Source organism: Streptomyces sp. NPDC004752 (assembly GCF_053601275.1).
The window spans coordinates 21,765-33,682 of the sequence record NZ_JBSGBN010000102.1 but is presented as its reverse complement, the minus strand read 5'-3'; the positions used below and the strand labels follow the sequence as shown (position 1 = coordinate 33,682).

The 11,918-nt window shown below is 73.5% G+C and carries 9 protein-coding genes and 2 pseudogenes; 7 read left to right on the top strand and 4 right to left on the bottom strand.

Annotated features, from left to right (window positions below; genetic code table 11):
- The 3 genes and pseudogenes from ACWEKM_RS33105 to ACWEKM_RS33095 all read left to right on the top strand — a co-directional run.
- A pseudogene (locus ACWEKM_RS33105) lies at positions 1-204 on the top strand (toxin-antitoxin system, toxin component family protein); the annotation flags it as partial.
- Between the two features lie 5 nt (positions 205-209).
- Positions 210-1,436: a DUF6545 domain-containing protein gene (locus tag ACWEKM_RS33100; protein ID WP_451624957.1), complete on the top strand. Its 1,227-nt coding sequence runs from the start codon at positions 210-212 to the stop codon at positions 1,434-1,436.
- Positions 1,429-2,826, top strand: a complete 1,398-nt coding sequence (locus ACWEKM_RS33095) for an FAD-dependent oxidoreductase (RefSeq protein WP_451624956.1) — start codon at positions 1,429-1,431, stop codon at positions 2,824-2,826. Before ACWEKM_RS33100 ends, ACWEKM_RS33095 begins: the two co-directional genes overlap by 8 nt.
- A gap of 162 nt (positions 2,827-2,988) precedes the next feature.
- Here the strand turns inward: ACWEKM_RS33095 and ACWEKM_RS33090 are convergent, their stop codons facing one another.
- Positions 2,989-3,834, bottom strand: coding sequence for an SMP-30/gluconolactonase/LRE family protein (locus ACWEKM_RS33090; RefSeq protein ID WP_451624955.1), 846 nt, complete (start codon positions 3,832-3,834; stop codon positions 2,989-2,991).
- Positions 3,831-4,604 (bottom strand): IclR family transcriptional regulator, encoded by a 774-nt coding sequence (locus ACWEKM_RS33085; protein ID WP_451624954.1) that lies wholly within the window; start codon positions 4,602-4,604, stop codon positions 3,831-3,833. Before ACWEKM_RS33085 ends, ACWEKM_RS33090 begins: the two co-directional genes overlap by 4 nt.
- 258 nt (positions 4,605-4,862) lie before the next feature.
- Here ACWEKM_RS33085 and ACWEKM_RS33080 point away from each other — a divergent pair, with 258 nt between their 5' ends.
- Positions 4,863-5,468: a hypothetical protein gene (locus ACWEKM_RS33080; protein WP_451624953.1), complete on the top strand. Its 606-nt coding sequence runs from the start codon at positions 4,863-4,865 to the stop codon at positions 5,466-5,468.
- Positions 5,469-5,597: 129 nt separating this feature from the next.
- Here the strand turns inward: ACWEKM_RS33080 and ACWEKM_RS33075 are convergent, their stop codons facing one another.
- Positions 5,598-6,470 (bottom strand): ATP-grasp domain-containing protein, encoded by an 873-nt coding sequence (locus ACWEKM_RS33075; protein ID WP_451624952.1) that lies wholly within the window; start codon positions 6,468-6,470, stop codon positions 5,598-5,600.
- A 536-nt stretch (positions 6,471-7,006) separates the two neighbouring features.
- Here ACWEKM_RS33075 and ACWEKM_RS33070 point away from each other — a divergent pair.
- The 3 genes from ACWEKM_RS33070 to ACWEKM_RS33060 all read left to right on the top strand — a co-directional run bounded on the left by ACWEKM_RS33070 (position 7,007) and on the right by ACWEKM_RS33060 (position 11,322).
- Positions 7,007-8,452, top strand: a complete 1,446-nt coding sequence (locus ACWEKM_RS33070; protein WP_451624951.1) for an acyl-CoA synthetase — start codon at positions 7,007-7,009, stop codon at positions 8,450-8,452.
- Between the two features lie 367 nt (positions 8,453-8,819).
- A complete protein-coding gene (locus ACWEKM_RS33065) occupies positions 8,820-9,857 on the top strand; it encodes a rod shape-determining protein (RefSeq protein ID WP_451624950.1) in 1,038 nt (345 codons plus the stop codon).
- A gap of 22 nt (positions 9,858-9,879) precedes the next feature.
- Positions 9,880-11,322 carry a sensor histidine kinase gene (locus ACWEKM_RS33060; RefSeq protein WP_451624949.1) on the top strand — a complete coding sequence of 481 codons (1,443 nt, stop codon included), beginning with the start codon at positions 9,880-9,882 and terminating at the stop codon, positions 11,320-11,322.
- Between the two features lie 317 nt (positions 11,323-11,639).
- Here ACWEKM_RS33060 and ACWEKM_RS33055 read toward each other — a convergent pair.
- Positions 11,640-11,801, bottom strand: a pseudogene (locus ACWEKM_RS33055) (transcriptional regulator); the annotation flags it as partial.
- Positions 11,802-11,918 lie beyond the last annotated feature (117 nt).

The window sequence follows — 11,918 nt, the reverse complement described above, 5'->3', positions numbered from 1 at the left end:
CTGGCCGAGACGCCCGGCCTGCGCGCCGCGGCCCTGACGGTGGCCGCGCGCAACGGCTCCCGGGAGGCCGAAGAGGCCGAGGCCGACGACTTCGGTCACCGTCTGGCCACCCTGTGCCGCCCCTGTGTCGCCGGGGCCGACGCTCCCCCGGACCCGCTCCAGCGGTCCCTGGGCTACCGCGGCCGCCGCGGAGCGCCCCGGTGACCCCGGTGACCCCGCTGGCGCTGAACCCCTCGGGACTCCTGGGCGAGTTCTACATCTCCTTCTGGATCCCCACCGCGGTACTGACCGCCGCCCTGCTGATCAAACTGCCCACGATCATCCGGCTGTGGCGGGACCCGCTGCTGCGCGCGGTCGGCGGTCTGCTGCTGCTCGCCTGCGCGGTGTTCGTGTTCGTGACGCCGTCCACGATCGCCTGGACCAACCGGGTCACCGGCGTGCCGAACATCTCGGCGCCCTGGTGCTATTCGCTGCTCACCGCGTTCTGCGGCTCCTGTCTGCTACTGATCATCGTCTGGCGCAACGGCCTGTCGGAACGCTCGGCCGCCACGCGCTGCGCGATGCGCTGGGTGATCCATGGCTACTCCGGGGTGATCGTGGCCCTGTGGGTGCTTTTCGCGCTGGCCGACGCGCCCGTGGAGCGGCTGCGCGACCTGGACACGTACTACGCCACCACCCCCTTCATGCGCGAGGAGATCCTGCTCTACCTCATCGCGCACTTCGTGGCGTGCCTGATCACGTCCAGGCTGATCTGGAACTGGGTGCGCACCGAGGGCCTGGACGCCTGGCTGCGCTGGGGACTGAAGCTGCTGGGCGCCGGCTACGTACTGAACCTGATCTTCGACGCGTCCAAGCTGACCGCCGTCGCGGCCCGCTGGTCCGGGGGCGACCTGGACTGGCTGAGCACCGGCCTGGCGCCGCCCGTCGCCGCCCTGTCCGCCATCCTGATCGCGGTCGGCTTCATCCTGCCGCACGCCGGCCAGTACCTGCACGACCGCTGGCGGGTCCGGCTCGCCCACCATCGGCTGCGTCCGCTGTACCAGCTGATGCGGACCGTCAGCGGCGGCGGCGTGCGCTTCGTGCTGCGCGCCACGCCCGAACTGCGGCTGACCCGCCGGGAGACCTTCATCTGGGACGTGCTGCTGCACCTGTCCCGGCGCATCGACGTGGACCTGGGCGCACGGGCCCACCAGGCCGCGCTGGAGCTGGGCAACCCACCGGACCGGGCGAGGGCGCTGGCCTCGGCGGTGAGCATCCTGGACGCCGTGGCGCGCGCTCGCACGCCCGAACCGTACGACACGACCACCGGGCCCGACACCACCCACCTGCTCCAGGAGATCGGGGCCATCTCCCGTGCCCTTCGCCACCCCGACGAGATCGAGGCGGTGCGCGCGCGTGCCTCCGCCCCAGCAGAGAGCGTCCCCGCGCATGAATGACCGCAGCACCGTCGCCGTCGTCCTCGGCGGCTCCCTCGCCGGTCTGCTCGCCGCCCGGGCGCTGACCTCGTTCGCCGACCGGGTCGTGGTGGTCGAGCGGGACGCGCTGCCCGCCGGGCCCGAACCGCGTACGGGGCTGCCGCAGGCCCGGCATGTGCACCAGCTGTGGTCGGGCGGGGCCCGGGCGCTGGAGCGGCTGGTGCCGGGCGCCACCGAACGGCTGCGGGCGGCCGGGGTGACCCGGCTGCCGGTGACCACGGACATGGTGGTGCTGTCGCCGCACGGCTGGTTCCGGCGCTGGAGCCAGTCGGCGTTCCTGCTGCCCGCCGGCCGGGATCTGCTGGACTGGGTGGTGCGCGCGCGGATCCTCGCCGACCCGCGGATCGAACTGGTCGAGCGGGCCGAGGCGTTGGGGCCGGTGGGCACGGACACGGCCGTCACCGGGGTGCTGATCCGGGACCGGGACGGAGCCGAGCGCACGCTGCCGGCCGGCCTCGTCGTCGACGCCACCGGACGCGGGTCCCGCGCCCCGCAGTGGCTGGCCTCTCTCGGGCTGCCCGCCCCCGAGCGGCGCGAGGTCAACCCCGGACTGGCGTACGCGACCCGCCTGTTCCGGGCGCCGCGACAGGCGCGGAACGGGTTCCCGATCGTCAACGTGCAGGCGGATCCACGGGATCGGCGGCTCGGACGGGGCGGCGTCCTGATGCCGATCGAGGACGGCAAGTGGATGGTCACCCTCCATGGCTGCCGGGGCCAGGAACCGACCGCCGACGCCGCCGACTTCCTCCGGTACGCCCGTACGGAGCTGCGGCACCCGGTCATCGCCGAACTGCTGGCACGGGCCGAACCACTGGGCAAGGAGGTCGCGTTCACCAGGACCACGGCCAACCGCCGTCACTTCTTCGAGCGGATGCCTCTCTGGCCGGAGAACTTCGTGGTGCTCGGCGACGCGGTCTGCGCACTCAACCCGGTGTACGGGCACGGTATGTCGGTGGCCGCCCAAGGGGCGCTCGCCCTGCGGGAGGTGATGTCCCGTCAGGGCCTTGGCACGCCCGGACTCGCCCGGCGGATCCAGCGGGCGGTGAGCCGACCGGTGCGGGCGGCCTGGGACCTGTCGACCGGGTCGGACGTCTTCTACCCGGGGGCGACCGAGACCGGGCCGACGCTGCGGGAGCGGATCACGGCGGCCTATGTGGGACGGCTGATGCACACGGCGACCGGCAACGGGCGCATCGCCCGCCGGGTGACGGACGTGACGTCGCTGGAGCGCGGCGCGGCGGTGCTGCTGGCGCCGAGCGTGCTGCTCGCTGCCGCGGTGGGTCCGCTCAAACCGGCGTTGGGCGGACCGCCTCTGACAGCGGAGGAGTTGAAAGCCGTCGGCCTTCGCTGAGTGGGCTGTGTTGTGTTGTCGGTCGTCTGCGGCTTGCGTCGTGGTTGCTCGCTCCCCCAAGTTCTCGGCTTCGCTCGAACAGGGGGGACCCCCATCGCGGCGGAGCCGCAAATTGATACAGCCCCGCGCCCCTTTGGGGCGCTGCCCTGGTCGGCGTGGGCGCTAACCGGCGAAAGGTGGCTGAGGCAAGCCCCTGCCTGCGGACGGGGCCACCAGCAGCGAACCTGACAGCGGGTGCGGTCGGTCCAGGCCGGTGCGGGCCGTGGTGATGTACAGGTCCGTCAGGTCCGCGCCGCCGAAGGCGCACGCCGTCGGGCGTGCCACGGGCACGGTGAGTACGCGGTCCAGGGCCCCGTCGGGCGTGTAGCGGCGTACCGCCGCCCCGTCCCACAGCGCCACCCAGACACCGCCGTCGGCGTCGACCGTGAGGCCGTCGGGGAAGCCGGCGCCCTCCTCGATCTCGGCCAACGGGCGCCGGTTCAGGGCCTGTTCGCCGTCGAAGTCGAAGACGTCGATCCGGCGCGTGGGGCTGTCGACGTAGTACATCAGGCGCCCGTCGGGGCTCCAGCCCGTGCCGTTGCTCACCGCGACGGACGGCAGGACCGTACGGACCTCACCGGCGCCGGTGACCCGGGACAGCGTGCCACCGCCCGCCGTCTCGTCGTAGCGCATCGTGCCCGCCCACAGCGCGCCGTCGGGCGCGACGGCGGCGTCGTTCGCACGGCGGCCGGGCACCGGCTCGTGGTGCAGCCAGCGGAAGGTACCGTCCGGGTCCAGCAGGCCGATCCCGTCGCGGAGGTTCAGCACCAGACCGCCGCCCGTGCGCGGCTTCACGGCGCCGATGTGCTGCTCGGTCGTACGGACCGTGCGCCGGCCCGCAGCGGGATCGTAGGTGTGGATCCGCATGCCGAGGATGTCGATCCAGATCAGCCGGCCCGTCGCCGGGTCCCACGTCGGTCCCTCGCCGAGCGCCGCCTCGGCCCGCACCGCCACCTCGTACGCCGTCATGCCACGCTCCGGTGGCCCAGGCGCTCCGACAGCTCGGCCGCGCCCTTGGCGGCCAGGTGCGCCAGCTCGGCCAGGCGCTCGTCGCTCCAGCGGATCATGGGCACGGAGATGGACAGCGCGGCGACCACCTGGCCGGAGCGGTCGCGGACCGGGGCCGCGACGCAGCTGACGTCCGGGTTGGACTCACGGCTCTCCACCGCGATACCGCGTTCCCGGATCCCCGCCAGTGCCTCGCGCAGCGCGCCGGGGTCGGTGATGCTGTTCGGGGTCATGGCGGCCAGCTCGGCGCCGTCCGGGATGCGCGCGGCCAGCTCCGGCTCGGGCAGCGAGGCCAGCAGCATCTTGCCGACCGAGGTGCAGTGGGCGGGCAGCCTGCGGCCGGCCGCGGACACCATGCGCACCGCGTGCGTGGAGTCGACCTTGGCGATGTAGATGACGTCCGTGCCGTCCAGGATGGCCACGTGCACGGTCTCGTCGCAGGTCTCGGCGACCGAGCGGGCGACCTGCTGGCCCTCGGCGGCGAGGTCGAGCTGCTCGGCGTAGCGGCTGCCGAGCTGGTACGGACGCACTCCGAGCCGGTACCGTCCGGGCTGTCCCGGTACGGGCACGATGTACTGGCGGGCGGTGAGCGTGGTGACCAGCTCGTGCACGGTGGTGCGCGGCAGGTGGAGCTTGCGCACGATGTCGGGGGCGGAGAGCGTTCCGTCCCCGTCGAGGAAGAGCTCAAGAATGTCGAGAGCCCGGGTCACGGCGGGTACGAGGCGTCCCATCTCCGGCCTCCTCCCTTGATCAGCGCCTATGTTCGAGATTTCAACAGGCGATCGGCATGGCGAACATAGGCTAGTGATGCAGGATTGCCCCGGCAATGGGCGGGTTCGGGGCTGGTCGGTACGGGGCCCATGAGTACGGGGCCGATGGGAACGGGGCTGGTCGGTACGGGCCGGTAGGTGCGGGGCCAGTGGGAACGGGGCCCATGGGTACGGGACCGGTAGGTACGGGAGCGGTGCCTACGGCACCGGTGGGCGACGATGGTGCGTATGCCGTCCTCCGCCAAGCGCCCCGCCGCCCCCTTCACCCCGCTCGACTTCCAGCTGGTGCTGCTGCGCCGCATGGCCGACCACAACCCGGACCTGGTCGAGGACGCCCGGCGCGAACTGGGGGTGTCGATCGCGGACATGCGTGAGGCCAACAAGCGCTGGCAGGCGATGGTCCGCTCCCCCAGACCGCGCCTGGCGGCCTCCCGATACCGCTCGGTGCTCGGCGCGCCCGAGTCGGAGGGCAAGCGCACCATCGGCGACCTGGAGTGCGCGGTGTGGCTGTGGCCCGTACCGCTCTGGCCCGACCTGCGCTTCGAGGTGCTGGTCGCCGCCACGGGCGCGATCTGGAACGAGTGGCTCGTCCGCGCGCCGGGCGCCCCCGCCCCGCGCCTCGTCGGCCTCGACGACCTCACCCCCTGGTCGTGCACGGTCGACGAGGCGGCCCGCGCCTTCGCCCCCGCCCGCCCGCTGGAGGGCACGGCCCCCACCCGGTGGGGCCTCGCCTTCACGGCCCCCGACGCGAGCGGCGCACGGCGCGAGGTCGTTGCCGAGTTCACTTGGGGGCTGCTGCAACGGACCGCCGTCGTGGGGCCGTGACGGGCCGTCCTTCGTCTGCTGCTGAGTTGTGGCTGAGTTCTGGCTGAACGCGCGGTTCCCCGCGCCCCTTTGGGGCGCCGCAGGATCGGTCGGCTCAGGATCGGTCGGCTCAGGATCGGTCGGCTGTAGTCAGTTGCCGGATGCCTTCAGGATCGATGTCGTCACCGTCGGGAGCGATCCCGGGTGCAGGAACAGAAAGAGGTTCGGCTCGATCAGTTCCAGTTCCATCACCTGGGGTGTCCCGTCCTCGCCGTCGACCAGGTCCACGCGCGCGTACAGCAGCTCGGGCGCGTCCGGTACGGCGGCCAAGGCCCGCTCGGCGACGGCGAGTTCGGCCGACGACGGCGTCCACGGCACCAGGCCGGGGTGGGCCACCTTCTCCGCGTCGTACGCCGTACCGGGCGACAGGACGGCCCGCTTGCGGCTGGCGTGCAGCAGCCGGCCGCCGAAGAACTGCACGGCCCGCTCACCGCCGACGTCGACACCGCGGACGTAGGGCTGCACCATCGCGGTCAGCCCCTCCTCGTGCATCCGGGCCAGCTGCCGCAGCGCCGCCGCGCGCTCGCCGGGTGCGTAGCGCGCGGCGTACCGGGCGCCCGCGCCGAAGGTGGGCTTGACGACGAACTCGTGGTCGTCCGGGAGTCCGGCCCGCTCCCCGGGCGCGACGTAACGGGTCGGCACGACGGGCACACCGGCCGCGGCGAGGTCCCCGAGGTACCGCTTGTCGGTGTTCCAGCGCACGACGGCGGCCGGATTGGCCAGCCGCGTCGCCTTCCCGGCCCGCTCGGCCCACGCCACGAACTCCTCGGCCCGTCGGCTGTAGTCCCAGGTGGACCGGATGACGACGAGGTCGAACCCGCTCCAGTCGACGCCCGGGTCGTCCCAGTGCACGGCGACGGCCTCGGCCCCGGCGTCCGTCAGGGCCTCGACCAGGACCGGCAGGTCACGGTCCCGGTTCGGCTCGGTTCCCGGGTCGTAGGTGACGAGTGCGATGCGGGGCACGGCGGGCTCCCTCGGCGTAGGGGATCGGCGGATGATCGGACCGCAGGTTAACCACCGCAACGGCGACCGCGGCAACCGGCTCGACCTTCAGCCTTGGCTTGGTGAAGCCGCAGCATCGGTGCCGGGAACCGAGGAGAGCGGCACCGGGGGTGGGGCATGGAGACGCTGACGATCGGGGCCTTCGCAAAGGGAGGCGGGCTGGCTCTCGCCGAAGGCGCTGCGGCCCTACGACGAGCTGGACCCGCTGCGCCCCGCGCGGTCGGTCCCTGCCGGAACCGCGTCACTCCGCCCTCTCCGGCCTGCCGGGGCCGACAGGTACGAGCCCGCCGTGGCGGACGGGTACGAGCCCGCCGGGGCCGACGGATACGGGCCCGCCGGGGCGCTCGCGAGCAACGCCGCGGTGGCGGTGCTGACGTTCTTGGAGAGCACGGACCTGCCCGAGGGCGGCTTGATCCTCTACCGTCGATACCAGTCGATACCACAGGAGCGTGCGGAGCGCTGTGCCGGTGCTCCCCGACGGGTAAGGAGTGCGCCGCGTGTCCCTTCTCTTTCCGGCCCTGGCGGGCCGTCCGGGTGAGCGCGTCGCCCTGCGGTTCGGCGAGCGGTCGCTGACGTACGCGGAACTGGGCGCCGCCGCGGGCGCCGTGGCCGCCGGGGTCCGCGGCGCAGGCCGGGTGGCCGTGTGGGCGACGCCGGAGCTGGAGACGGCCGTCGGGGTGGTGGGCGCGCTGCTCGCCGGGGTGGCCGCCGTGCCGCTCAACCCGAAGTCCGGGGAGGGCGAACTCTCCCATATCCTCTCCGACAGCTCGCCCTCCCTGGTGCTGGCCGCGCCCGGCGCCCGGCTCCCGGCGCCGCTGGAGGGCCTGGCGCGGGTCGACGTGGACGCGCACGGCGACGGGGACGTCCCGGAGCACCGCCCGGCGGACGCCGACCCCGCGCTGGTCGTCTACACCTCCGGCACCACCGGCCCGCCCAAGGGCGCGGTGCTGCCCCGCCGCGCGGTCGCCGCCACCCTGGACGCGCTGGCCGACGCCTGGCAGTGGACCGCGGACGACGTGCTGGTGCACGGGCTGCCGCTGTTCCATGTGCACGGCCTGGTCCTCGGCGTCCTCGGTCCGCTGCGGCGCGGCGGCTCGGTGCGACATCTGGGGCGGTTCGACACCCAGGGCGTTGCCCGGGAGCTGAACGACGGCGCAACCATGCTCTTCGGGGTGCCGACCATGTACCACCGCGTCGCCGAGGCGCTGCCCGAGGACCCCGGGCTGGCCAAGGCGCTGGGCCGGGCACGGCTGCTGGTCTCCGGCTCGGCCGCGCTGCCGGTGCACGACCACGAACGGATCACGGCCGCGACCGGGCAGCGGGTGATCGAGCGGTACGGCATGACGGAGACGCTGATGAACACGAGCGTGCGGGCCGACGGGGAGCCCCGCGCGGGCACCGTCGGGGTGCCGCTGCCGGGCGTGGAGCTACGGCTGGTGGAGGAGGACGGCACGGTCCTCGCGGCGTACGACGGGGAGACCGTCGGCGAGATCCAGGTGCGCGGCCCGAACCTGTTCACCGAGTACCTCAACCGGCCCGACGCCACCGCCGCCGCCTTCACCGCGGACGGCTGGTTCCGCACCGGTGACATGGCGGTGCGCGAGGCCGACGGCTATATCCGCATCGTCGGCCGGAAGGCCACCGACCTGATCAAGAGCGGGGGTTACAAGATCGGCGCCGGGGAGATCGAGAACGCGCTGCTGGAGCATCCGGGGGTGCGCGAGGCGGCCGTCACCGGAGAGCCGGACGCCGACCTGGGCGAGCGGATCGTGGCGTGGATCGTACCCGCGGATGCCCAGTCCCCGCCCGGAACCGAGGAGTTGGCCGACCACGTGGCCCGCCGCCTGGCCCCGCACAAGCGCCCGCGCGTCGTCCGCCACCTGGCGGCGCTGCCCCGCAACGACATGGGCAAGATCATGAAGCGTGCCCTGGGCGACTCCTGACCGACACACAACACAAGCCGACCCCTGCGGGAGCCGACCCCGGGGAGCGAACGTACGGCCATGGCGGTCGAAGGCGCCCCGCGGCACGCGCAACACGGCGGACCGCCCCCGGCCCGGAACCGCTCGATGGGCGGAACCGCCGACCGCGAGCGTCACCCGCCAGAGACATCCAACGATCACCCCGCCGGAGTAGCCGGAGTAAAGGCACCGGCACCCGGAGCGCAAGGCCCACGCGCCGAACCCCCCATTCGGCGGCCCCCCGCACGGCCCTCTCCAGAAGGCGCCGTCCGTGTCGCGCGCAGAGGATACGTAAGAGGTCCACCATCCGGCGGCACCTCCACGGCCCGCGCACTCGGGAGGATCTGCCGTGACCGTCAGCCTGGAGCAGTTGCGCCGCTGCCACTTCGCCGTCGATCTGGGCGCGGCCCGCACCCGCGTCTATGTGAGGGGCGTCGGCCTCGTCGTGGACCAGCCCTCCGCCGCCGCCGTGAACACCCGCACCGGCGCGCTCATCGCGGTGGGCGAGCTGGCGGAGAAGATGACGGGACGCACCCCCGGTTACATCCGGGTCGTACGGCCGGTCTCCGGCGGCACCGTCGTCGACATCGAGATGGCCCAGCGGATGCTGCGCCATCTCCTCGGCGACAAGATCCGCCGCGCGCTGCGCCGCAAGACATGGCTGCGCGCCGCGGCCTGCACCCCGCACGACGCCGATCCGCTGGCCCAGCGGGCGACGATCGAGACGCTCGCCGGTCTCGGCGCCCGGCGCGTCGAACTCGTGGACACGCTGATCGCCGCCGCCGTCGGCTGCGGTCTGCCGGTGGAACGCGCACAGGGCACGATGATCGTCGTGTGCGGGGCCGCCGCCACCCAGGTCGCGGTGCTCTCGCTCGGCTCGATCGTCACCGCCGAACGGATCCCGGTGGGCGGGGAGGCCGTCGACCACGCGATCGTGCAGCTGCTGCGGCACGAGCATGAGCTGATACTGCCCAGCCAGTCCGTACGGCCCCTGCAACTGGCCCTGTCCGGCAACGGCCTGACCTCGCACGGCCCGGCGTCCACCGAGATCCACGGCCGGGACGTGGCCACCGGTCTCGCGCGCAGCGTGCGGGTCGACACAGCCGCAGTGCGCGGCGCCATCCAGACCCCGCTCACGGCCGTGCTCGACGGCATCGGCAAGGTGCTGCGGGACTGTCCGCCCGACCTGGTCGCCGACCTCGCCGACGTCGGGATCGTGATGGTCGGCGGCTCCGCGCTGCTGCCCGGCCTCGACCAGATGCTGCGGGAGGCGACCGGGATGCCGGTGAACATCGCCGAACGGCCCGACGTGTGCGCCGTCCAGGGCCTCGGCGCGATGCTGGAGGGCAAGATCGAGCCGCTGGTCCTGGACCCGCTGGCCGCCTGAGCCGGAACCGTGCCGCGGCCCGATGACCGACGATCCCCTGCCCCGCCTGCCGTCCCTGCTGGAGACCGTCCTCGGGGTCGGCTCCGAGCTGGAGCTGCCCGGCACCCTCCAGCGCATCGTGGACGGCGCCGCCGAGCTGACCGGCGCCCGGTACGCCGCCCTGGACACGACCGACCCCGGCCAGGACGGGCTCGCTCCGATCCGTACGACGGACCGGCCGGTGCCGGACCGGCAGCGGACCGGCGCCCTCCATGTGCCGATCCTGGTGCACGGTGAGGACTTCGGGCGGCTCCATCTCGCCGGCAAGCGCGGCGGCGGCCCGTTCACCGCGCAGGACGAACAGGTGCTGCGGGTACTGGCCGTCCAGGCGGGCATCGCCATCGGCAACGCCCGCCTGTACGAGGCGGCCCGGCAGCGTGAGCGCTGGATCGAGGGCGCGGCGGCCGTCACCACGGCGCTGCTCACCGGCCGGAGCGCGGGCGATGCGCTGATGACGGTCGCCGAGCGGGCCCGGCTGCTGGCCGACGCCTCGGCCGGGGTGGTCCTCCAGCCGACCCCGGAGGGCGGCATGGAGATCGTGGCGGCCGCCACCCACGACGACCCCGCGGGCATCGTCGGCACGACCATCGAACCGGGCAGCGCCGTCCTGGACCAACTGCTCGGCGGGGAACCGGTGTTCATCGAGGACTCGGCGACGGACCCGCGGATGACCACGCATGTGCGGCACCGGTTCGGACCGAGCATGATGCTGCCGCTCCAGGCGGAGGGGCGGCTGATCGGCACGCTCGCCCTCCCGCGCCGCCGCGGCGACCGCGCCTACACGCCCGTGGAACGGCTGCTGGCCACCCAGTTCGCCGCCCATGCGGCCCTCGCCCTGGTGCTGGCCGACGCACAGCACGGCCGGGAGCGCCTCGCGGTCTACGAGGACCGCGACCGGATCGCCCGTGACCTGCACGACCTGGTCGTCCAACGGCTGTTCGCCACGGGCCTGATGCTGGAGTCCACGCGGCGCAGGGCCGACCCGGACGACGGGGTGCACGAGACGCTGGGCCGGGCCGTGGACGAACTACAGTCGACCGTCCAGGAGGTCCGTACCGCCATCTTCACCCTCCAACAGCCGCCGTCCGAGGCCCCGGTCACCTTCCGTGGGAAGGTGCTCAGGGAGACGGCGGGCGCCGCCGCGCTGCTCGGCTTCCCGCCCTCCACGCACTTCGTCGGCGCCGTCGAGACCCGCGTCCCCGACCAGGTGGCCGAGCGCCTGCTCACCGCCCTGCGCCGCGCCCTCACCGCCGCGTCAGGGCGCCGTGGCGTCTCCCGCATCGAGGTCACGGTGGACGCACGGGCGACCCGCCCGGACGGCCGTGCCGCGGTACGGCTGACCGTCCGCGACGACGGAGAGAAGACGGCCGGAGGGACACCGGACGGCCCCACGGGCACGACGGAGACCTGGCAGTCGGCGCTGTGAAGCGCCGGGCCACGCCGTCCCGCTCAGTACGGCAGGATCCGCTCAGTACGGCAGGATCCGCCCCGAAGGAGTCCTGCGGTCGATCTCCTGGCCGCGGGGGGCGGCGGGCCGGCGGCTGACACGAACACGGATCCGGCGTTCCATGGCGCCCTCCTCATGCTTCCCAGTGCCTCGTCCTGATCGTCCTGCCCCGCCCGACCCCTGCTGAAGCCCGCCGACCCGGAATACCGCGCCACGCCAACGGCGCCCCGGCGCCGGGCGACAGCGCTCCGGCGCCATGGGAGGGACACACCCACCCCTCGGCACCTTTCGCACCCTCAGCGGTCAGGCCAGGGCTTCAACCACCTTGAGAATGAGGGCCCATGCGCCTCTGCCCGTACACGACCATGCTCCGCAGCGAGGGGGTATCCGAGTTGAGCGGCCATCACGGCTGCGTCACCCAACTGGCAGGAGAGCACCGGCTCTTCGATGACCATGGAGAACCGGCGGCCCGGCTCACCTGGCTGATCCGGGACCGTTCGAGCCGAACGGCGACCGCGTCTGCGACATCGTCAGGGATGCCCCGGAAGCGGGTGCTGGTACCCGCGCGCCTGCAC

Bases quoted from the DNA above. Each gene is read 5' to 3' on its own strand.
- ACWEKM_RS33080 (WP_451624953.1), top strand. From the start codon at position 4,863: ATGGTGCGTATGCCGTCCTCCGCCAAGCGCCCCGCCGCCCCCTTCACC.
- ACWEKM_RS33085 (WP_451624954.1), bottom strand. From the start codon at position 4,604: ATGGGACGCCTCGTACCCGCCGTGACCCGGGCTCTCGACATTCTTGAG.
- ACWEKM_RS33090 (WP_451624955.1), bottom strand. From the start codon at position 3,834: ATGACGGCGTACGAGGTGGCGGTGCGGGCCGAGGCGGCGCTCGGCGAG.
- ACWEKM_RS33060 (WP_451624949.1), top strand. From the start codon at position 9,880: ATGACCGACGATCCCCTGCCCCGCCTGCCGTCCCTGCTGGAGACCGTC.
- ACWEKM_RS33095 (WP_451624956.1), top strand. From the start codon at position 1,429: ATGAATGACCGCAGCACCGTCGCCGTCGTCCTCGGCGGCTCCCTCGCC.